Genomic DNA, 22371 nt, shown 5'->3' on the forward strand with positions numbered 1-22371 from the left:
TGGATTTCGACTTCTAGAAATTTCGCTGTAGGAGATGATGTGAGAGAGCTGATCGGCGAACGGGCAGGGAAAGTTGGCCTCGCAGTGAGGCTGATCACTCGTATTAGTCCATCGGTGGCCAGTGTGGTCAACGTCGCCTCCCGCTACGCGGGAATGTGGACGCGGACCAAGCTTCCGGTATCGCATCCCTGGTCAACAATGCTGGTTTTGCCGACTATTCGACCGTCGAGAAGATGTCTCTCGAGACGTTCGACCGAACTATCGAGCATTACATTCGTGCGCCATTCGTGCTGGCGCAAGCTGCAATCCCGCATATGCGTTCCCGCGGCGCGGGATGGATCGTGAATATCGGTTCGTCGACAGGGCTGAGCCCGATCAGGCCGTTCCGCGAGTACAACAAGACTTCGGGTGACGTGATCTATGCGGCAACCAAAGCCGCCCTGCATCGCTTGACTCAGGGCCTCGCAGCGGAACTGCTCGACGACAACATAGCGGTCAATGTGGTTGGGCCGTCGACAGCTATCTCGACGCCGGGCGCCGATGCATTACTTCCTACAGGTTACGAGACGGAACCGGTCGAATACCTCGTGGAGACAGTCCTCGCGATGTGCACTGTTCCTACCGATGAACGGACCGGGCTCGTAGCGTTCAGCTTGCATTTTCCGTGGCACAACGAGCTCGATGTCAAGACATTGGACGGTCAGGGATCCATGCCACGCCGTGAACCGCCTGCATGGGCGAACCCCAACATCGCTCCGGCCGGCATGTAAATTCGGGCGGCACATAGTATGTGTCGCCTGAATGGAACAACCGCTTCCGCCCGTGAGCGCACTCAAATTATCCTCACTACTCGTGCAGCGTGTTTCACAATTATCGGAACGTGGATCGCCGAGTGAGGAGTTTAGAGATGTCGTCCCGCGTACGTGAACCAGATTTTGTGGTCAGCGAGTTGCTCCAATTGCTGGGCAGTTGGTGGTACCACTACGATGAGTGGCAGCCGGAAGTACTGCGTGCTTTGATTGTCGACGACTTTGCCTTCAGCTGCAGGAGTGACACCGGGACAACGGAATATGAGGATTTTATTCGTTGTGATCTGAGTGGGGCCAATCAGGTAATGGAATGGCAGGAGGCGCATCGGCTGGCCAGCCCGTATCCGTTGCGTCACAACAGTAGCAACGTATTCGTTACGGATCGAAAAAACGGCGTCATCGAGTTCTCGTCATATATTTTTGTGACGAAAATCGTCGACGGTCGGCCGTATCCGGTCTCGAGCGGGCTTGCGCATTGGGTGGCGTGGGAAACCGACGATGCACTACGGCTTGCGAGCCTCGAGGTTGTGCTGGACACCATGAAATCGGTTGCCTACTCGGCGTTGTCGACGAACATCACCTGAGTTTACGGAGCGTTCGCCTCGTCTGGCGTGCGCTTTACCCGGTCCGATCAGTGCTTTGTAGAAGGGACAACGAATGCCACTGTCACCAGCCGCGCAGCACATCGTGGATGCCGCGGCCACCCATTTCCCCAATTCGATGAGTGGAACGCCCCTCGTAGAATTGCGCCGGATTCTCGAACAAAGTGCAGTACCTCCCACCACCCCCATTTTCGAGTCTCGTGGGGCGTTAGTTCCGACTTCGTTCGGAGACGTACCTGTTCGTATCTACCGGCCGTCGCCGGAACAGGGGCTCCCAGTTGTGCAATGGATGCACAGCGGCGGCTTCACGATGGGTGGCCTGGATCAGAACGAGGAATATCTCCGCAAACTCAGCATTGCAGCGAACGTAGTGATCGTGTCTGTCGATTACCGATTGGCTCCCGAGAATCCGTATCCTGCTGCCATCGATGATTGCCGAGAAGTGTGGTGCTGGATCAAGGCACGTCCTGCCGAACTGGGCGAGACCATCGGGGCGAGAATGGCCATAGCTGGTGAAAGTGCAGGTGGAACAATCGTTTTTGTTCTATCTCAGCAGTTGCGGGACATGGGACTGCCAATGCCAGATGCCCAGGTAAGTTTCTACGGTACGGCCGAGATGCGAATTTCCAATCCGGAACACTCGACGAGTATGTTGACACCCGCTGACTGTGAGTGGTTTTGGGACCTGTACGTGGGCAGTGACGTAAAACGTAGTTCCCCTTACCTGAATCCGGGTTCGGCTCGCGATCTGAGTGGCCTTCCGCCGGCACTTGTGGCGACAGCGGAGATAGACCCGACCCGTGATGCCACCGAGGAGTACGCGCACCGCATGATGCGAGCTGGCACACGAGTAGAAATCGAGCGGTACGAGGGGATGATGCACGGATTTGGCACCCTGACTGCAGCGCTCGAGCCTGCGCGACAACTCTTCGAGCGCACCGTCGATTTCCTTCAGTCCAGTCTTCATCCCGCCGGTAGCGGTTCCGATGGACCTATCAGAGGGAGTAACGATGTCCGAAGCTGAACGCCGATTTGGCTCCACCACAGCAGTTTTCACCGACGGCGCCACTGGAATCGATGGGCCAGGCTCATACTGCTCAGATCGCACAGGCGCTGAGCTCGCGCATCTGAAGGTTCTGAAACCTTCGCCGCCCAAAGCGGGAGACTACCCTCAGAGGATTCTCCGCGGGGGGCTCACAGCACCCTCGGAGATCAAGCTTGCAATTTCGCAGGCTGACTGCAGTAGTTGGCGGCGGCCACCAACATATAGATCATCCGAACGGAGATGACCAGTGACAGAATTAGTGGAAGTGCTGACACTCAATACATCTGAACAACTTTTAGCCATCGAGGAGATCAAGCAAGTCTTTGCGGCCCGTTTGCGCGTGATGGACACAAAGCGATGGGACCTGTACCCCACTTTCCATACTGATGACGTAGTGAGCGAAACTTTCGGTAGGCGCATACACAGTGAAGAGCTGGAGAGTGAGGCACCCGCTCCGGTTGTTGGTCGTGATGCGCTTCGAAACGCCATTGAGCGCGTTCTGGGTGGACCGACTGTGATCACGACTGCCCACCACGGTCACACTCCCGAAATTACACTCACTTCCGACACTACCGCTACAGGAATCTGGGCCATGGAGGACGAATTGTGGTGGACGAACGGTGAGACCGAGGAGCACCTTCACGGGTACGGCCACTACCACGAAAAGTATCGAAAAGTGAACGGCGCCTGGTTGATCAGCTATCGAAGTCTCACTCGTCTTCGTGAGGTCCACACGCCGAATTTTTTTGTGTATATGGCGGCCTCCCAATAATTTGATTGTGCGACTTCTGCCGTACTCCGAGGTGCCCGAATGCCGATCTTACGCCTACCGAAATCGGCACCAACTCCAGTCGATACAGGGTGGGACCGTCGGGATTTGGCGGCGATTGTTCCGTACAGTTGTCGGGTGATGTAGCGCTTCTGGGATCGCATGATCTGCTTGGTTGTGTGCGGGCCTCTGCTCGTCGATGCTCGACGAGCAGAGGGTTTATGGATGTCTGGGGACTGCCCCCACTTCGGTTGACTTGTTGACCTGCAACAATTTTCGTTACCCCTGATGATGTGAAGATCAAGCCGGAACAAATGGGTTCTCGAAGCGTAACTCGTACTCGATCAGTGACACATCGATCTGCGAATGCCGCCTCTGACGGTTGCAGAAGATTTCGATGTAGTCGAATTCGCCAGATCGAGCCGGGTCCGCCACTTCTTCCGATTCAACAACTCGATCTGCACCGACGACCGATGCGATACCATTATCGCGTTGTCGTACCCGTCACCGATCGTCCCGAACGAGGGGATCAGGTCTGCAGAACGGATCTTGTTAGTGAATGCCTAGGACGTGAACAGCACTCCGTGAACGGCGTGCACAATCCGGCTGGAGGCGGTCTGCGATTCTTGATTGCCTTATCCCAGGCACTTACCACCAGGGTCGAATCCTGGCAGCTATCGATAGACCAGCCAACGATCTTCCGACTGAACGAGTCCTCTCGCCGCACAGCAGGAACACGTTTCCTTCACTCGTCGGATTTTCCGTAATATCAGTGACCCACAACTCATTTGGTGAGATACGATGAAACTTCCGGTGCACGAGATCGTCGGCCGTCGCGACACCCTTCAACCGCTTGACCTTCGTCGGACCAGGCAAGCCGACGATGCCGGCGAGCCTCATGAAGTTCGGCGCCGAGGTTCTCACTGACCACGATGTCCATACCGCGCGTGAGTTCCGCATGCACACGTCGAGACCCATAGGTCTGTCGCGAAGCCGTGTGGACTTCGCGGATCAAACCAGTGAACTACTGACGGCGCATCCGCGACGGTGACATCGGCCGGGTCTTGTTCATGTAACAGCCGGAGCGGCTGACGCCGAGAAGTCAACAGCAGACTTTCACCGAACGCCCAGCGTCGACGAGGGAGTCGATCACCGGGTGAATCCTTCTGGGGCCGGGCGGTTCTCCCTGAACAGTATCGCGGCGGTGCGGAGGATTTCGATCTCGGCCTCGAGCTGGAAAGAGCCGCTTGTTCGCCTTCGACAACCGCGCCGATTCTGTTGTCGTGAGACCGGGCCGTTCGCTCCGGTTGACTTGATCTTGGCGCACCTACTAGTGGAGCGTGGCGGCGCTGATGCCGAGTTCTATTGCGGCAGTGTTGATCGGTTCGCCGGCACGGACGAGGGCTACGGGCCCCGGAGTCGGAACTCCGGCGGATACGGTCGCGGCATGTACCGAAGCCTGTCAGCGGGGCTCGATCTTCACACAGAAATGGGTAAGAGATCCTGGGGCAGGTCAATCGCAGAATTCGTGTGAGTGACCTGCCCAGTCGGCATTGAACTAGAAGTCTTCGTTGGTTGTGTCTGTGAATGGCACTACGATTTCGGCGGCGACGTTGAATGCAGGCAACGCAAGGTCGATTCCTCGATACGGTGATCCCCGGACCTACCGCGCAGAGTGCAGCGATTGAACCACGGACCCGTCTATTGTTTGTCGGCCTGTCTGGATGCATTGGATGAGCAGCCAGTGAAGTGGGCGCAATCCTCCGCCGACCGTGCTGTCATGTGCAGGTGTCGTTCTCAGTTGCGGCCCCTGCGTTTTGGTGAGAAGCGTCCCTGTCGGTCACCCGCTGACCTTGCCGCGACCAGCACCCAATACACATTTCAATGAACAGCCTAGGTGTCCCAAGAAGGCTGGGCAGACATTCCTGATGAGCGTATCGGAACGCCAGGCGACTTCAGTCACGGCCGGCCCGCCGAGGTCATTCCCATAGTGGGTTGGAAGCAGTTACCAAGTGTCATTGTATGAGCTCGGGTAGATCTTCCGGGGCATTTGGGCTGTGCGGTGCCCTAGGGCCGCTGTAAGGAATTGGTGCGACACGCGGACTTCACCCGCCGCCGCGGGACTGTTGGTGGCGGCGGGTTTCCGGCAAATTGCAGTGAAGCACGAGGCTAGCTGCCGCGATCGCTGGTTCGATTTGGAATGCATCGAGGTCGTGGCCGCGTGTGCCACACGGTCTGCGAATTCGCAGATGACCCTATTGGTCCGTAGTTCTGGAAGTCTCAGTCGGTACCGGGCGGTGCGGAGGGCCGGCGATCGCTTCGGAGTAGTGACGAACATGTTCAGTTGCAGCGTGGTTCGTTTATCCAAGTGATGTGCTCGTGAAGGTCATGTCTTCGATCGTCGGCTCGCGCAACATTGTCCAGTAATCGACCAGACGCCAGGGGCATGGGGTGACTGGTCGACCCTGACGATTGCGGTAATAGCCGGATACTTTTGCGCCGGGATGTGCCCACACGGTGAGGTCGAGTGCCGCGTCCACTCTCCGGTTGTATTCCTCGAGTGCCTCGGGCTTGACATCAATCGACGCGTTTCCGCTTTCGACGAGGTATTGCAGGCACTCGACGATGTAGTGGACGTGTTCTTCACTCAATATGTTGTGGCCGGCACCGTGATTCGGGCCGGAATTCGGTCCTGCGGTGACGAACAGGTTCGGGAATCCCGGCACTTGGATCCCGAGGTATGCTCGCGGGTCGTTGCCATGGTCCCACAACTCGGCGAGTTTCTTGCCGTCTCGGCCGGTGATGTCGATCGACGTCACGAATTCGAGCTTGAAGCCGGTCGCGAGAATGATCACGTCGGCTTCGATGAAGTTACCTTCGGTGGTCGTGACTCCGTTGGGGTGGACACGGGCGAACGACGCGCGGTGCAGGGTGACGTTTTCTCGGTTGAGCGCCTCGAAGAACCCGGGGTCCTTGACGATTCGTTTGGCGTACGGGCGGAAGTCCGGCATCAGCTTTTCGATCAGGTCGGGTCGGTCGGGAAAGGACTTCACTAGGTATTGCAATGCCGTCTGCATAACTCTGTCGTTGGGTTGTGATGCGGATAGATGCGTTGCAGCCCATTCAGGGTCGATTCGCGGCATGGGATAGAGATTGTCGGAGGCGAGCCAGTACGCTTTGAGCCTGAACCATTCCTGGAAATATGGGAGGTGTCGCATTGCCCATCGCTCCCCCTCGGGGACCGCGTTGACGACGGCCTTCTCGGGCACGATCCAGTGAGGACTACGTACTACGGCATCGAGATGCGTGACCTGGTCAACGATATTCGGTACCACCTGGACGGCGGTGCACCCGGTTCCGAGGACGGTAACCCTCTTTCCCGAGAGGTCTATCTGTGGATCCCACTGGGCTGTGTGCATGACCGGTCCTTCGAAGGTATCCAGCCCTTCCACATCGGGAATGTTCGGTGCGTTGAGCATGCCGAGTGCGGTGACGATAGCCTGAGCGTTGTGCCGTTCTGTCGTCCCATCCGTGGACAGGGTTACAACGGTCCATCTCTGGTTGTCCTCGTCCCAGTCTGCGGACAACACCGACGTGGACAGTCTGATGTTGCGGTGCAGATCGTACTTCGCAGCCACCGCCCGCATGTACTCGAGGTACTCGGGCCCCGGAGGGTAGTACTTGGTCCAGTCCGGGTTCAACTCGAACGAGTACGAGTAGTAGTGACTCGGTGTGTCCACTGCCGCGCCCGGATACGTGTTATGCCACCAGGTGCCGCCGATGCCTTCGGCGGCTTCGAAGACTGTGTACCGGAATCCGGCTTCCTCCAACTTGATCGCAGCGTTCAGCCCTACCATCCCTGCCCCGATGACAATCACGTCGAAGTCAGCTGGTGGCGCTTTCGTCACCGGGACGCACCGCTGACTGGTTTGGAATCCCGACTGTTCGAGCAGTAGGGGAACGAACTCATCATCTACGACGCTCGCGGTGCACAACGCCGCCATCCTCCGGAACATTGACGCGTCCAGAACATCCGGAATATTCAGAGCAACTTCCAAGTCGACTTTCAGTATCGCCTTGGCCCGCGTCCGCACTTCATCGGCGACCTCCGCGGGGAATTGACCCGGAAGTACAGCGTTGGCACCGGAATGGGCTCCGTAGTGGGTCTGTGAGGCCGAACCGTCTGTAGCCAAAGCACGTTGAGCGGTGTCGAGTCGTTCTTCGAACTCGTCGATCAACGATAGGTCACCGGAAGCGTGCACCATGGCCATCAACAACGCTCCGGGGTCTGCGGCGGCAATAGCCGTGTCTAGATCGGCGGCTGTCACCTGCCCAGCTGCAACGGTGCCGTTTTGCGAATAGGTCGTGGTCATATGAAATCCCTTCATTGTCGAAATCGTCAACTGCTCGTAGTCATCGGCGATATTTCGCGCAGGGGCTTTTAAACAGATAACATCAACCAATCGCATTTTCGAATCGCGGGCAAGAGGGTTGACCGCTCAGCGGACTAACTCATCCCAGGTGAAAACGGTATTTTGCTATTTCGCGGTGGTGCCGACGGTGGCGGGATGCTGCTCACCGTTGCTAGCGGGTGTACGCCTAGGGTTGACGCTGCCCGATCAGAACAGCACCTTTACGATCGTGACGTGAGCGGTCTGGTTTCTCCGTGTGTCTTGGCGAGCTTCGATGGTCATCTTCTCATTGTAGGAGTCATTGCCGGACAACGACTTCCGGGCGTCAGTGAAAGGCGCAGAGTGGGAGGGGTCTACCTGCAACCCGCGGGTGTTAATTACCCACTTTGTCGGGCGGGAGCATTCTTAATGCGCGGGCACGCTTCTGCCCGCTCGGGTCCGGTTTTGAGGCACACGATCCTACTTGCCGTGACCTGGAGAGAATAAGGCACTCCCTTGGGGGGCACGATGTTCCTCGGTGAAGGCGTGCACTGAGGTTCACCTCGAAGGTGGACAATGGCCACGCGGCCATCAGGGTCGCGGTCAGTGATTTTTCGAAGTTGGTGGGGCTGAGCATCCCGATCGTGGAGTGTATCCGGCGAGTATTGTGGATGTGCATCCAGTTGTCAACTGCGGCAATTAATTCCGATGCATAGGTGAATGTGTATCGGTAGTAGTCGTGTTTGAATGTCGACCACAGACTCTCCGCACCGGTGTTATCCCAGCATATTCTGGTATCTCTAATAGTACGGCGCAACGCGTACCGTTCGCGCGCCTGCTTGATGATTTCCGCCGTCTATTGACTTCCTCTGTCCGAGTTCATGATTGTGCCCGTGACGTCACCGTTGCGAGCTGCTAGAGCCATGTCCAAGGCCTTGATGACCAGTTCGGTGCGTATATGATCGCAACCGACTATCCCAGAACCCTTTTCGAGTGCTATTCCTTGATCGCGTACAGGAGGTACATGTCATCTTCACCACAGGTCAGACACGTGATGTCAGATCTCCCGACGGAATCGAGCCGGCCCTGATCTAACCGTCGTTGCGCCAGGTCATCCGGGAGTGAGGCGAACGGATCGACGATGGTGCTGCGAAACTTGAACGAGCGCGGGCTGATCCCGACGATGCCGAGTGACCGCATGATCTTCGCGACGGGCTTCCCGGTGATGATCCCCCCGCCGCCGTGAAGTTTAGCGGTGATCCGCGCGGGATCCGTACACGCCTTTCGATTCTCTGTGGATGTCGAAGATCTTCACTTCCAGGTTCGCATGCCGCTGTTGCCGTTCACCCAATCACGTTCGGACACTGTGTCCTTGGTGCTTGTGGAAGCCGGAGGCGAGACATTGAGGAGTCGCGCCATCGAAGTGGATCGCGAAGTGTGCGCACTCCGCAATGATCAACGAGTAGAGCTCTATTCCTGTTGATTCGCCGCAATGTACGCGGACTTTTTCACCGAACGCGACGTCTTTCTCCTGCTCGGAGGCCTGCTTGCGCAGGCGCGCCAGTGCGGTACGTTCCGCGGCGGTCAACAGTTGATCTCCGGACGTTGCGGCAGCATCGATGCGTCGTCGTTCGTCGGCGACCCACTGTCCGAGTAAGTTCTCGTTCACTCCGAGGTCGCGGGAGACTTCGGAGATGGTGCGGCCGGAACGATCGCCCGGCGGGCGGCTTCGACCTTGTGCTCGGTTGTAAAAGACCTCCGTGCGGGACATGTGAACATCCTCCAGCGGACCCCTTAGTCCTGCTGTCTCGGTGTGCCGGCGCAAAATTTGTCTCAAAATGCCGGACTGTGGCGTACGGCGGAGACACTTTGGAGGACCTCGCGATCGCTATCGATGTTCCGGTCGACAATCTGCTCGAGACGGTCAAACGATTCGACGCACTGGTTGGCTCAGACGACGACGAGGACTTCGCGCGGCGGTCAGGCTTGCAACAGTGTCTTCACCAATGACGAGAAGCCCTTGGCCTCCATTAATCAAGGTCCTCTCCACGCAGTCGCTTTCGGTATTGCCGACCTCGGTACCAAGGGCGGCCTGCGCACTGATATTTCGGGTCGCGTCCTCCGCTCGACAGCGATACCGATCATTGGCCTGTACGCGGCCGGTAACACCATGGCGGCTCCAAGCGGGCGTGTTTACCCCGGGGCGGCAACCCCATCGGGGCGAGCGTATTGTTCTCGCACCTCGCTTCATGGATATGGCGAAGATGACGTAACACTTCTTCTCAGACATGATTTGGCTCTTCACTCTCGGGAGTGAAGAGCCAAATCGTATCGTGAGCTATCTCCAATATGCGGTCGGCGGTGGAGCTTGGGACGACGACGCGGCGATCGAGCAGGTGCGGACCAATTCGAGTGCGAGCCGTTCATTGGGGTCGTCCGGTAGGAACAGGGTGTTCGACGAGCGCAGGACGCGTAATTCCTTTGGCGACGTTGTTCGTCGTTCAATTCACGTGGTGTCAGTCGTTGAAGTCTTGTGCTCATTTCGCTTCCTGGTCCTTGCATCGTGGCGGCTGAGGACTGCGCAGCAGTCAGAATCCACCCGGCCAGCGACGGAGTGAGGATGGGCGGGGACGGCCCATACCGTTGGACCAGCCGACTGCGGTCCGCGTAGTTCGGTGGGGAAGTACGTTGACACCCAGGGCCTCATCGATTCGATGCCCAACCCCGGACTTCGGGATCCGCAGCGAGGCCAAGGTTCGAAAAGGATTGAGCGCGTTGCGCGAACCGATCCGGTCATCGGCTCCGTACCTGCTCGGCCACAAATCAGGGCTTCGCCCGCCGTTGCCACCATATGCGCCGACCATTGATCCTCCTCTTCAAGCATGGCGGGACGTGAGGGTTTTTCAGCTGTCGGCGAGTGAGTTGAACGTGTCCCGGAGCTTTCGTTTGAGGATCTTCCCGCTGGGGTTCTTGGGCAGCGAGTCGGCGACGACGACGTACTTCGGTACCTTGAATGCTGCGAGTTCAGTACGACAGTGCGAAAGAATGTAGTCCTCGTCGAGTTCAACACTCTCGCGCGGCACCACAACCGCAGTTACCGCCTCAATCCACCGGGGATGGGGCACCGCGAAAACCGCAGCTTCGGCTACTCCGTCGAGCTGGTATAGGACCTCCTCGACCTCACGGGTGGCTACGTTCTCGCCGCCCGTCTTGATCATGTCCTTCTTGCGATCTACGACCCAGAGGTAACCATCGGCATCGAAGTATCCGAGGTCTCCGGAGTGAAACCAACCGGCGCGGAACGCCTCTGCCGTTTTCTCTGGTTGGTTGAGGTACCCGAGAGTGGCGTGCGGACTGCGATGCACGATCTCGCCCACCTCGCCGGATGGCAGCGGGTGATCGTACTCGTCGACGATACGGGTCTCGACGTTCAGTGCCGACCGGCCGGCGGACCCGCCCCTGGTCTTCTGATCCTCCGGTCCGAGTGCCGTTGCCAGTGAGGCCATTTCAGTCTGTCCATAGAAGTTCCATAGGCGAATTCCGGGCATTCGGCGCTCCATTTCCTGGAGGATTTCGAGCGGTAGTGCGGACGCCCCGTAGTAGCCCTTGGCGAGCGAGCTCAGATCCACGATGTCGAACAACTTCGAGCGCAGCAACGAGATCCACACAGTGGGCGGTGAGAACAGATTCGTCACTCGTTCCCGTTCGATGGTGCGCAGGAGAGCATCGGGATCAGGTCCGTCGACGATGATGCTTGTCGCGCCCAGATATATGTCAGTGCTGAGGAAGTTGTCCAGCTGCGCGCAATGGTAGAGGGGAAGAGCATGGACTTCGATGTCGTCACTGCTCATTCCGCCAGTGACAACACAACTTACGTATTGCCACATCAAGGACCGGCTCGTTAGCAGCGTGCCCTTGGGGCGGGATTCTGTGCCTGAGGTGTACATAATTCGAATGACATCGTCGTCTCCGACGCGTACGTCGGGAGCCGCGGAAGGTTCGCTGTCTGTCCAGGTCGTGAATGCGGTCCAATGGTGGGATGTCTCAGTGTCGCCGAGCTTGATTACACTGCGAATCCGCACTGTGCCCTGGGAGGCTGCGATCGCCGCTTCGGCTACTGGAACGAGTGTGTCTTCGACCACGAACGCGTCTGCCTGGCAATCGTCGAGGATGTAGGCGATCTCCCCGCCAGTGAGCATGAAATTGACGGGCACGAGGATCACGCCGATTCTGGCGGTCGCGAAGTTGATTACTGGAAACTGCCAGCAGTTGTGGGACAGGAGCGCTAGCGTGTCGCCTTTCCGTAATCCCTCCTCGTGCAACGAGGCTGCCACCTTGTCCACCAAGGCATCGAATTCGCTGAAGGTCAGGCGCACATCGCGGTGCACGATCGCCGTCTTGCCCGGGAACCGGGCAGCAGACCGTCTGGGAATGTCGCTGATCGTCTGCCCCCGGGCATCCGCGAGAGTGGTCGTCACCGCTCGTGTCCCACCGCCATCCGCCGTCAGCATCTCAGCTCACCAGATCTCGGAGGGTCTTCGAGACCAAGCCTTGAGCATCGGCCATGATTCGGTCGACAACCTCTGCGCAGCTTGCTACTTCGTGAATTAGGCCCTGAGCTTGACTGGCCCACCACATGCCGTCATCCATGTTTCCATTGCCGAGCACCTCGGTTCGGCCGCGCTGCCCGGCGGCCAGATGTGCTATATCTGCGAAGGTAGCGCCCGGTCGGCGGGAGATCACGGCGATCTCCTCGGAAATAGCATTGCGGGCAACGCGTGCTGAGTTGTGGAACTCCCGAAATACGATCTGCGTTGCGCGTTCGTCGTTGGCGACAATCTGCTTCTTGACGTTCTCGTGAACGGGGGCTTCCGTTGTCGCGACGAAGCGTGTTCCCATGTTTACGGCTGCCGCACCGAGTGCCAGGGCAGCTACCAGTCCAGCGCCATTTGCGAAGCCACCGGATGCAATGATGGGGATGCTCAACTGACGGGCGGCAGCGGGAATCAACACGAGGCCGGGAATGTCGTCCTCACCGGGGTGGCCGGCGCATTCGAAGCCGTCGATGCTGATTGCGTCGACACCAAGCTTCTCTGCCTTGATTGCATGGCGAACCGCCACGGCTTTGTGAATTACCTTCACTCCGGCTGCCTTGAACGCAGGGATGTGGGGAGCAGGATTGGCGCCCGCGGTTTCGACGATCTTGACGCCACCTTCGATGATCGCGTCGCGGTACTCCTCGTACGGAACGGGTTTGATGGTGGGCAGGATCGTGAGGTTGACGCCGAAAGGCTTGTCGGTCAGCTCTTGGGTGCGCGCAATTTCCTTCGCGAGGCCTTCGGGTGTGGGCTGAGTCAATGCTGCAAGGAAGCCGAGTGCGCCCGCGTTGGCGACGGCGGAGATGAGTTCTGCGGTTCCCACGGCGGTCATGCCGCCGCACACGATGGGGTGCTCGATGCCGAAGGTTTTGGTGAAAGACGTCTTGAACATGGGATGCCTCTGTCTGTTAGCTGTTAGCTGTTTGCGTCGCTGAATCAGCGGCCGATGAAGACGGGAGTCCGTTTTTCGCGGAAGGAGGCAAGTGCTTCGCGCATATCTGCGGTACGGGTGGCGAGAACCTGATTGCGGTTTTCGACGGCGAGCGCTGCGCCCAGCGACGGTGCGTCGACGTTCTCGTTCAGGACCTTCTTGGTCAAGCGCATCCCGAACGGGCTGTTCGATGCGATTGCGTCGGCGATCTCGTACGCGGCTTCGAGGAGTTGATCGATCGGGACGACTCGGGAGACGAGCCCGATGCGCTCGCTTTCTGCGGCATCGACGAACCGGCCGGTGAGCAGGATCTCCGACGAACGAGACAGACCGACGATGCGTGGTAGCGCCCACGATGTCCCCACATCTCCACCCGAGAGGCCGATCTTGACGAATGCCGCGTTGAATTTCACCGAATCGGAGGCGACGCGAATGTCTGCTGCGAGAGCGAGTCCCATCCCGGCTCCAGCGGCGGCACCGTTGACTGCGGCGATGACCGGGGTGTTCATGGTGCGAAAGCCACTGATCGATGCAGCCCAGTGTTCTTGTCCGGCAAGCATATCCGCGGCGGGCATGTCGGGAAGAGTGGCCGCTTCATCCAGGTCGAGACCAGCGCAGAAACCACGCCCAGCTCCGGTGAGCACCAGCACACGTGCGGCGGGGTCCGCGTCGACCTCGTTCTGAAGTGCAATGAACTCGTCGAACATCTCGAATGTGATGGCATTCATTCGCTCGGGGCGCGAGAGCGTGGCAAGTACCACACCGGGTCGAGGCCGGGTGACGACGAGAGTCTTGTAGTTGCCGCTCATCCGCGAACTTCCTTCAGCGCGGGGGTGGCCTTGAACTCGGTACGGGCAAGCGAACGCCGGTGCACCTGATCAGGTCCGTCGGCGATCTGGAGGAACCGGGCCTGTGAGTAGAGCATGGCCAGCGGGGTGTCCTGAGACATTCCGGCGCCGCCGAAGATCTGCATCGCTTCGTCGACGATCCACTTTACAGTGAGCGGCACCATGATCTTGGCGGCAGCGATGTCGTGGCGGGCTTCCTTGGGGCCGTTGACGTCCATCCGCCACGCGGCGCGCAATACCATCAGCCGGGCTGCGTCAACTTTGACACGGGCGTCGGCGATCGTGGCTTGTACGACGCCTTCCTCGGAGAGTGCTTTGCCGAAAGCGACTCGGGTGCGAGCTCGTTCGGTCATCAGTGCAATTGCACGCTCTGCCATCCCGATCAGGCGCATGCAATGGTGAATTCGGCCGGGTCCCAGGCGTGCCTGCGCGACGGCGAAGCCCTTGCCGCGCTCGCCGAGCAGGTTGGCTTTCGGCACGCGGACGTGATCGTAGAAGATCTCGGCGTGGCCACCCTCGTGGCGATCGTCGAAGCCGAGGACGCTGGTGGACCGAATGATGTTGACCCCTGGGGTGTCCATCGGAACGAGGACAATGGAGTGTCGCGATCCTGCTGGTGCGTCCGGATCGGTGATGCCCATGACCAACGCGATGCGGCAGTCTTCGCGCATGGCAGCGCTGGACCACCACTTGCGGCCGGTGAGGACCCAGTCGTCGCCATCCTCGGCGATCGCGAGTCGTACGTTCGCGGCGTCGGAGCTGGCGACATCCGGTTCGGTCATGGAGAAGCAGGAACGTATTTCACCGGCAAGCAACGGCTCGAGCCATCGCGCCTTTTGTTCGTCCGTGCCGAAGCGGGCTAACAATTCCATATTGCCGGTGTCGGGCGGGTTGCAGTTGAGCGATTCCGGTGCCAGCTGGGGGCTCCAACCGGTCAATTCAGCGAGCGGTGCGTACTCGAGGTTGGTCAGGCCCGCGCCGCCTTTTTCCGGAAGGAAGAGGTTCCACAGGCCGGCGTTCTTGGCCGCAGCTTTGAGTTCGGTCACGATCGGCGGTGCGCCCCAGTGGTTTGGCTTGTCAGCGATTTGCTTGGCTGCGATCGCCTCGGCAGGCAAGACCCGAGTCTGCATGAACTCGGTTAGTTTCTTCTGTAGTCTGATGACCTTGGGGCTGTATTCGAAATCCACTTCTGTGGTTCCAATCTTGAGTGGGGTGCCGCGCTCAGCGGCGAAGTTTGTGAACAGGCGAGGCGGCGGCCAGGTCAAGTGCTCGCTGTAGGAGCGGACCGACCATGTCGCCGACGTCGTCGAAGCCGTCGCCGACTGTTTCTCCTTGTCGGTGACGGGCGCTAATGCCTTCGAGGATTACGGCGATCTTGAAGTCGGCGAAGACCGTGTACCAATCAATTTCCGGCAGCTCGATACCTCGCTGTGAGGCATATCGATCGAGAAGTTCTGTGCGAGTGGGGAAGCCATCCATCCTCGACAGGCCTTTGGTTATCGGGTTATCAACGGTCCCCGGCTGGTCCCAGAAACTGAGCATGATTCCGACGTCAGCGATGGTGTCACCCAACGTCGACATCTCCCAGTCGAGTACCGCGACGATTATGCCGGGATCGGCTTTCGAGACCAGAACATTGTCGAGTTTCACATCGCCGTGCACGATGCCAGGGAAGCGAGTAGTGGGCAAAGACCGACGAAGCTTGTCGAGCAGGACAGCAACCTCCGGCCGATCCGTGGTGCGCGATGCTTCCCACTGTTGTGACCATCGATCGAGCTGACGTTCGAGGTAGCCATCCGGCCGCCCGAATCTGCTCAGCCCTACCGTGGTCGGATCCACCTGATGCAGATCCGCGAGGACATCCGCCAGTGCCATTCCTGCACGTCGCCGATCATTGATAGACAGGCGTGATGCCAGTTCCGGGGTACCGATCGAATCGCCGTCGATAAGTTCCATCAGATAGAACGACGCGCCCAATACCTGTTTGTCCTCGCAGAGGAGTACCGCCTCAGGTACCGGGACGGGGGTGGGCGCGAGGGCGCGGATCACTGTGAACTCACGCTTCATATCGTGTGCGCTTGGCAGTACGTGCCCGAACGGTGGACGGCGGAGTACCCAGGTGCGGACGGAATCTGAGAGTCGGTAGGTGGGATTGGATCGCCCACCACTGATGAGCGATGCGGTCAGTTCTCCTTGGATGCCACCAGCAATCTCTTGGTCAAGGTAACGGGTGAGCGCTTCGAGGTCGAGACCTGAGATTGTTGGTTCACTGACGCTCGCATCGGCCTGGGACATGGTCATTCGGTGTGCACTTTCTTTCGGTTGCATCATTTGCCACACGATCGTTTGGGATTGGGTCGATAGTCAACTGAGCTATGTGCGGTTGAACCACCCAAATGCGGCGTCTTCTCCGCTATGAGCGATGAACATACCGAGCTCGCTGGAGGCCAGGACCGCAGTCATCCCAGAGCAGGACCCGACCCCTACCAAGCCGACGATGACCTTCGCTCATGACATAGCGGAGTCTGTTGTCAAGGTTCTCCTAAATTCATCTCACTGAACCACATAGCTGCGACGCTAAGCGTGCACCGCCACAATATCGAGACTTATTCCCGTGCAATGGGATCCCAAGCGATGACGACGGTGATTATGGCCATGCGCTACAAGTGCAGACGCCGCTCTGCAGTTCCGGGCTGGGGTCTATGCGACTTCTGGGAGATGATGTTGGGGTGCCGATACCGTCTGGGTCGAATTGCGGTTCCTTCGGTTACGCATCCGTCTCGGGCGGGTGCTCACGGAGCTTTAGAATGAGTTGATCGTGGCGAAAGTCCTGCCTGGTTCGGTCAAGCATGCCGTCGCGTCTTGCTCAACAAGCTTGTCCCACCATCGCGGCACTGTTCCGTTGCTCTAACCGAGCTGTTCCGCCACTTCGGTATGGAGTACTAGGACCTAGGCTATGACGCGGGCGGATCTCAACATGGACTTGCCGGGTCCTCAGGTTTCGGAGCCCAGTGACGTCGCCTCCCGAGGGTTTGCGAATATCGCCGACGGGCGCATCGTGATTGTGAAGGGGTACGACGATGCGGTACTGAGCAACAGCGGCCACAACAGGGCTGAGCTGCTCTTGGAATCCCGAGCGCCCGCACGAAAGCTGCTTCCTCCGTCGGCTTGACAGCCGTTCAACCCCGCGCAGCCAGGCTACGTATTGCCAGTCACTGAGGATGCACACGACACGTCATCGTTATTGGCGACGACGTTGATGCAGAATGGCCCCGGCCGCGTGAATGGTCGGAGACCTACCTATGCTCGATGACGGCACCCTCCGCATAGCGATGTCGCAGAATGAATGACTCTCTCGTGACAGCTTTCCGTAACAGCGATCCGAGCGGACTTCTCCTCAACAATCGCCGACTTCGCCGAAGTCAACGCGTGCCCTGCCAGGTTGTTCACCACCCGTGGATAACGCCGTGCCGCATTATGAATCAAGGACACCGCATGATCGGAGAACAACGTATCGGAACGCCCGCGATCGCGGAGTGGTGACGGATGTTCCGCGGAATCGGCAGGTTCCAGCCCGGCAAGGCTGTAGCGGACCGCGATACGTTGATCGAGTGCCACCCGAAGGCCGAGACGAATCGATGCCGCAGCGTAGGTTGTCCGACCAGCTGCGCCACGACCGGCGAATCCATCTGCGCGTTGTCGAGCGAATGCGCTTCGTCGATCACCAGCACCGGCGTCCGGCCGCGTCCGGCATACTCGGCAGCCGGCACTGTCACGTTTTGAAAGAAAGAGCGGCGCCGTTGTTTTGAAGTATGTGGTGAGGTAATCCCATTGGGGTTGTTCATGTTTCACAAGGCAACACCGCTCGCGGTGACTCCTGCCCGACCACGAATCGGTCGGCCATCTGGGTGCGCCACTTAGGCGCGGTCAGTCGATGCCGGCGGGTCCGGAAACGCGGTGAGATCGAGGTGTACGCAGACAGGAATCGTTGCGCGTTTGAAGCGTTTCGTGGCCCGCTTCCGCTGTCCGGTCGGCTGATGGGAATTCTCTACCCGACTGTTCAAATACTTGGATCGGCGATGCTCGACCGAGGGCCACAACTCACGGCGGGCGAAGCTGTACCTAGTCAGCTTGTCGGTAACGATCAGCCGCGACACATAGTGCAAGCCCTTGAGTAGCTTACGGAAGAATCGTTTGGCGGCGTCGCCGTTTCGGCGGGACTGGATCAGCACGTCGAGCACAGTGCCGTGCTGGTCGACTGCACACCACATATGATGTTGCCGACCATTGATACGGATGAACACCTCGTCGAGATGCCGCGTGTCGCCGGGCTGTGCCTGACGTCGGCGCAGTTGGTTGGCGTAGGCCTGCCCGACTTGGCGCACCACCGGCGGATCGTCTCGGAGCTGACGGCGACACCGCGTTCGAGCACGAGTTCCTCGACTTGGCGGAAGCTGAGTGGGAATCGGAAGTAGAATCAGACGCAGTGGTTGATGATCTCGGCCGGGTAGCGGTGGCCTCTGTGCGACGGCATTTCGTTGCTCACCTCATCCATTCTCTTAGTTGCAGCGAGCTAAACAACGTGACAGTGCCATCACTCTCGTCCCGGTGCTCCATCACTGCCTCTGAAGGCAACGTTGGGTCGGTTGTAGGAGATGCTCAGTCCTGGTGGATGTTTGGTCATCGAGGGGTGTTATCGCGAAGCCGCGAAGCAGGAGAGTCCGAGTCTCGCATCTTGACCTGTGCAGATGGCCGATCTGCCAACGGCGAGATCCGATGACGATCGACTCCACGGAATCTTTGATCGTGGAACATTTCGTCTCTGCTCGATATTGCACCCCATTCGGTCACATGACGGCGGTCGGCATCGTTGCGCACTCGCGCGAGGTCATATGCGAGTGATTGTTCGAACTAGCTTCCGCCTCGGTGTCGAATGCGCGTACCACCAGCAGTTGCGCACAAAGTGGTCGCGGTTTCGTACCACTGTCGAGTAGTCAGCGCGAGGCTTTCGAGCTTCAATTCTGTTGTGCGGGTGGGTCCCGGCGCGTCCGTTGTGTATCGGCCGGGATGGGCCTGCGATCTGTTGCATTATCCGTTGAAGCTGCTTTTGCGCAATCGGATCCCATATGTCCGCCTATTGGAATACTCTCTTGATTGTCCAAGCGCGCTCTGTAATCGTCGGCGAATGCGACATGGAGTGGTGTTGTTCACCAGTGACCGAGGAATCATGCCGGCGCGGCTGGCACAAGCAGCAGAAGAGCGAGGATTCGACGCTATCTATGTACCCGAGCACACTCATATCCCGGTGAAACGGGAGGCTCCGCATCCGGGAACCGGGGATGAGACTCTGCCGGATGATCGGTACATGCGCACCCTGGATCCATGGATCGCACTCGCTACGGCGGCCGCAGTCACTGAGAAGATCGAATTGTCAACGGCTGTAGCGCTGCCGGTGCAGCACGATCCTATTGCCCTGGCGAAAACTCTCGCGACACTTGATTTCCTGTCTGGCGGACGGGTGAGCATATGTGCCGGATTCGGTTGGAATGCTGACGAATTGGCACACCATGGGGTCCCATTCAACCGGCGCCGTACCGTTCTCAAGGAACACATCGAGGCGATGCGTGCGCTGTGGACGCAGGAAGAGGCTTCCTACGAGGGTGAATTCGTCTCCTTCGGCGCGTCCTGGGCGTGGCCGAAACCTGAACGCCACATACCACTGACCATCGGAGCCGAGGCAGGTCCGAAGACACTAGCCTGGATCGCCGCGCACGCGGACGGATGGATGAGCACACCCCGCACCGATGACGTGGTAGCGCGCGCAAGCGAACTCGCCGATGCCTGGGCTGCCGCCGGACGCAGTGGCGCACCGATCATTCGGGCATTGGCTCCGGACCCCGAGCGTCTCGACGAGTACGAGGCCGCCGGAGTCACGGACGCATGCTGGGGCGTCGGAGACGGTTCCGAAGCTGAGGCGATGAAAACGCTCGACGAGGTCGCCACGAGGTTCAATCTGTGACTTCCGTCGACAGCTCTGGCACGTTGGCTCGGGGTTCTGGTTTGGATTCCGAGTTGCAGGTATTGCTCGATCGCCGAGCGATCCATGACGTGGTCTTGCGTTACTGCCGCGGTATCGACCGTGTCGATGCTGACCTCGTTCGCAGCTGTTATCAGGACGGGGCTCTCGACCATCATGTCGGTTTCACCGGAACCGTGGACGAGTTCATCGCGTGGTGTTGGCCGGCGCTCGAGCAGATGAGCGGTACTCGGCATGTGCTCGCGAATCACCTGTGCGAGGTGGATGGGGATGTGGCCACGGCCGAGTCCTACGTGCTCTCCTACCACTGGCAGGAGCCGTTCGATGATTCGGCGAGAAACTATGTCGGACACAGCAGGTACGTCGACAGGTTCGCGCGTGGTAGCGACGGATTCTGGCGGATTGCCGACCGCCGAGTCGTGCGGGACCTGACCACCGGGATCACCGCAACTCCGGGCACCCCCGGATCGAATGCAACCACCGCAGGCCGCACAGCCCGCACAGATCCTTCCTACACGATCTCGAAAGGGTTAGTGAACACCCACAGCGGCAACGGAATTCCTCTGTCAGCCTTTCGCGTGAGATCCACAGGCCGACCGTGACCGTCCATAACATAAAGGCGGTTCCCGACTCGGCAGCCGATTCCATCGCCCTCACAAGTCGAGGCACCGCAAGGTCATCTCGTACTGTCGTTCTGGTACTGGCACTCTGTGGCATCGTGATGACGCTGCAGCAGACGATGATTCTTCCTCTCCTGCCTAACCTTCCATCTCTGCTTGATACGTCGGCGAGCAATGCGTCCTGGTTGGTCACTGTCACACTGGTGACGGGAGCAGTCGTCACACCGCTGATAGGGCGCTTGGCCGACATGTTCGGTAAGAAACGCATGATCATGATCACCTTGGTGATCGTTGTGACAGGTTCCGTGCTCGGCGGTGCCACCGAAGCGTTCCCGCTTCTCATCATCGCCCGCGCTATGCAGGGATGCGGTCTGGCGATGGTCCCCGTTGCGACCGCAACCATGCGGGACGTGCTCCCCAGGGAACGAGTGCCCGGAGGAATCGCAACAATGAGCGCGTCATTGGCGATCGGATCCGCCGCCGGGCTGCCACTGGCAGGGATTATCGTCAACTCTCTAGACTGGCACGCCGTTTTCTGGGTGACGGCGCTGAGCGGATCATTGCTGTTCATCGTGATCGCGAAGGTGGTCCCCGAATCTGGTGTGCAGGCGCGAACCACTTTCGACTACATCGGCGCCTTTGTCCTCGCCGCCGCACTCATCTCACTGCTACTTGTGCTGTCCAAAGGAAGCCAGTGGGGCTGGAGTGAATGGGAGACTCTGTCCTCGGCCGGGATGGGGATATTTCTCCTCGTGCTCTGGGTTCCCCTTCAGCTGCGGTCCCCATCACCCCTGGTCGACGTACGGCTCGCCGCACGTCCGCCTGTCCTGCTGGTCAACACCTGTTCGGCGTTGATCGGCTTCGCTTTGTTCAGTAACTTCCTGGTCACCATCCAACTCCTCCAAATGCCAGTTACCACCGGATTCGGCATCGGCATGAACATCCTCGAAGCTGGTTTATGGATGATTCCGACGACTTTGGCAGGCGTTGTAATGGCACCCGTCGCGTCCCGAGCGATCGGGCGGTTCGGTGCACGGTCGGTTCTCTTGATCGCATCAATCCAACTGTCCGTGTCCTTCGTCGTGCGCGTCTTCTTCAGTCACACGCTCTGGCAAATCCTGGTTGGGGCAACATTGATAGGTATGGGACTTGTTCTCACAGGGGCCGCGATACAGACTTTGATCATGCGGGCAGTCCCGATATCGGAGACGGCATCGGCGAACGGGCTCAATGCGCTCCTGCGATCGATAGGCACCTCAGCAGCCAGCGCGACGTTGGCTGCAATGTCGACGATCTGGGTCGTCCAGGCAGGCAGCGAGATCTACCCGGCATACAACGCCTTTGCCGCGATGTTTTGGATCTCGGCCGCAGCCACGGTTGCTACCGCCGCGACCACTGTGGTGATGATGTTTTTCACCCGGAGGTCCACGGATCGGAAACCTACTCCATCCACGACGTAAGCCCTCCGACCCAGCGCTCACCACCGCCTAGGCCGAGGGCGCAGACGGTCACCCAAGTCGGCCACTACCGCGTAATCGCTTGGCAGCTGATGGGCTCACAACACCGGAAACCAGCGCCACCTCGTTATCGCACTCTCTCACCGAAACCGCCTGTTCAACACACTTTCCGACCGCAAACTCTGTCGGTAGCCGCAGGTATCGTGCGGTTTAGGCCGATATCGCGAAGAACGTGCTGGTCGAGGTTCCGGATGTCGGGAATTC

The 22371-nt window shown here is 59.0% G+C and carries 16 protein-coding genes and 4 pseudogenes; 9 read left to right on the forward strand and 11 right to left on the reverse strand.

Annotation, left to right across the window (positions count from 1 at the left end; genetic code table 11):
* Positions 1–170: 170 nt before the first annotated feature.
* The 4 genes and pseudogenes from FEZ60_RS31800 to FEZ60_RS31815 form a co-directional block, all read left to right on the forward strand.
* Positions 171–770, forward strand: a pseudogene (locus tag FEZ60_RS31800) (SDR family NAD(P)-dependent oxidoreductase); the annotation flags it as partial.
* Between the two features lie 110 nt (positions 771–880).
* On the forward strand, positions 881–1393 hold the full coding sequence (locus FEZ60_RS31805; RefSeq protein ID WP_346343433.1) for a hypothetical protein: 513 nt from the start codon (positions 881–883) through the stop codon (positions 1391–1393).
* A 73-nt stretch (positions 1394–1466) separates the two neighbouring features.
* Positions 1467–2435 (forward strand): alpha/beta hydrolase, encoded by a 969-nt coding sequence (locus FEZ60_RS31810; protein ID WP_172937910.1) that lies wholly within the window; start codon positions 1467–1469, stop codon positions 2433–2435.
* A 268-nt stretch (positions 2436–2703) separates the two neighbouring features.
* Positions 2704–3228, forward strand: coding sequence for a nuclear transport factor 2 family protein (locus FEZ60_RS31815; protein ID WP_233365634.1), 525 nt, complete (start codon positions 2704–2706; stop codon positions 3226–3228).
* Positions 3229–3525: 297 nt separating this feature from the next.
* Here FEZ60_RS31815 and FEZ60_RS31820 read toward each other — a convergent pair.
* The 3 genes and pseudogenes from FEZ60_RS31820 to FEZ60_RS31835 all read right to left on the reverse strand — a co-directional run bounded on the left by FEZ60_RS31820 (position 3526) and on the right by FEZ60_RS31835 (position 9387).
* Positions 3526–4674 (reverse strand): annotated as a pseudogene (locus FEZ60_RS31820) (IS3 family transposase).
* Positions 4675–5585: 911 nt separating this feature from the next.
* Complete coding sequence (locus FEZ60_RS31825) at positions 5586–7598, reverse strand: NAD(P)/FAD-dependent oxidoreductase (protein ID WP_172937924.1); 2013 nt, start codon at positions 7596–7598, stop codon at positions 5586–5588.
* A gap of 1369 nt (positions 7599–8967) precedes the next feature.
* Positions 8968–9387, reverse strand: coding sequence for a transposase (locus tag FEZ60_RS31835; RefSeq protein WP_172937912.1), 420 nt, complete (start codon positions 9385–9387; stop codon positions 8968–8970).
* Positions 9388–9453: 66 nt separating this feature from the next.
* Between FEZ60_RS31835 and FEZ60_RS31840 the strand changes: the two are divergent.
* Positions 9454–9884: pseudogene (locus tag FEZ60_RS31840) on the forward strand (FAD-binding protein); the annotation flags it as partial.
* A 320-nt stretch (positions 9885–10204) separates the two neighbouring features.
* Here the strand turns inward: FEZ60_RS31840 and FEZ60_RS31845 are convergent.
* Genes FEZ60_RS31845 through FEZ60_RS31870 form a run of 6 tightly spaced genes read right to left on the reverse strand, consistent with a single transcriptional unit; the run spans position 10205 to position 16294 of the window.
* On the reverse strand, positions 10205–10480 hold the full coding sequence (locus FEZ60_RS31845) for a hypothetical protein (protein ID WP_172937913.1): 276 nt from the start codon (positions 10478–10480) through the stop codon (positions 10205–10207).
* 39 nt (positions 10481–10519) lie between these two features.
* On the reverse strand, positions 10520–12127 hold the full coding sequence (locus FEZ60_RS31850; RefSeq protein ID WP_172937914.1) for an acyl-CoA synthetase: 1608 nt from the start codon (positions 12125–12127) through the stop codon (positions 10520–10522).
* A 1-nt stretch (position 12128) separates the two neighbouring features.
* Positions 12129–13106, reverse strand: a complete 978-nt coding sequence (locus FEZ60_RS31855; RefSeq protein WP_172937915.1) for a nitronate monooxygenase family protein — start codon at positions 13104–13106, stop codon at positions 12129–12131.
* Between the two features lie 44 nt (positions 13107–13150).
* On the reverse strand, positions 13151–13954 hold the full coding sequence (locus FEZ60_RS31860) for an enoyl-CoA hydratase-related protein (protein ID WP_172937916.1): 804 nt from the start codon (positions 13952–13954) through the stop codon (positions 13151–13153).
* Positions 13951–15180 carry an acyl-CoA dehydrogenase family protein gene (locus FEZ60_RS31865; protein ID WP_172937917.1) on the reverse strand — a complete coding sequence of 410 codons (1230 nt, stop codon included), beginning with the start codon at positions 15178–15180 and terminating at the stop codon, positions 13951–13953. Before FEZ60_RS31865 ends, FEZ60_RS31860 begins: the two co-directional genes overlap by 4 nt.
* 34 nt (positions 15181–15214) lie before the next feature.
* Positions 15215–16294 carry a phosphotransferase family protein gene (locus FEZ60_RS31870; RefSeq protein WP_172937918.1) on the reverse strand — a complete coding sequence of 360 codons (1080 nt, stop codon included), beginning with the start codon at positions 16292–16294 and terminating at the stop codon, positions 15215–15217.
* Between the two features lie 655 nt (positions 16295–16949).
* On the opposite strand from FEZ60_RS31870, the gene FEZ60_RS31875 reads away from it, so the two are divergent.
* On the forward strand, positions 16950–17165 hold the full coding sequence (locus tag FEZ60_RS31875) for a hypothetical protein (protein ID WP_172937919.1): 216 nt from the start codon (positions 16950–16952) through the stop codon (positions 17163–17165).
* Positions 17166–17475: 310 nt separating this feature from the next.
* Here the strand turns inward: FEZ60_RS31875 and FEZ60_RS32280 are convergent, their stop codons facing one another.
* Both FEZ60_RS32280 and FEZ60_RS31885 read right to left on the reverse strand, forming a co-directional pair.
* Positions 17476–17769, reverse strand: a complete 294-nt coding sequence (locus tag FEZ60_RS32280; protein ID WP_202026736.1) for a hypothetical protein — start codon at positions 17767–17769, stop codon at positions 17476–17478.
* Between the two features lie 65 nt (positions 17770–17834).
* Positions 17835–18527 (reverse strand): annotated as a pseudogene (locus tag FEZ60_RS31885) (IS6 family transposase).
* 651 nt (positions 18528–19178) lie between these two features.
* Here FEZ60_RS31885 and FEZ60_RS31890 point away from each other — a divergent pair.
* The 3 genes from FEZ60_RS31890 to FEZ60_RS31900 are packed head-to-tail and all read left to right on the forward strand — an operon-like array spanning position 19179 to position 22110.
* Entirely contained in the window at positions 19179–20012 is an 834-nt protein-coding gene (locus tag FEZ60_RS31890; protein WP_172937920.1) for an LLM class F420-dependent oxidoreductase, read from the forward strand.
* Positions 20009–20632 carry a nuclear transport factor 2 family protein gene (locus FEZ60_RS31895; RefSeq protein ID WP_233365641.1) on the forward strand — a complete coding sequence of 208 codons (624 nt, stop codon included), beginning with the start codon at positions 20009–20011 and terminating at the stop codon, positions 20630–20632. The genes FEZ60_RS31890 and FEZ60_RS31895 overlap by 4 nt, the downstream gene beginning before the upstream one ends.
* Positions 20629–22110 (forward strand): MFS transporter, encoded by a 1482-nt coding sequence (locus FEZ60_RS31900; protein WP_172937921.1) that lies wholly within the window; start codon positions 20629–20631, stop codon positions 22108–22110. The genes FEZ60_RS31895 and FEZ60_RS31900 overlap by 4 nt, the downstream gene beginning before the upstream one ends.
* Positions 22111–22371: the final 261 nt, after the last annotated feature.

The sequence above is a fragment of the Rhodococcus sp. MS16 genome (genome assembly GCF_013277795.1).
Lineage (GTDB): Bacteria > Actinomycetota > Actinomycetes > Mycobacteriales > Mycobacteriaceae > Rhodococcus_F > Rhodococcus_F globerula.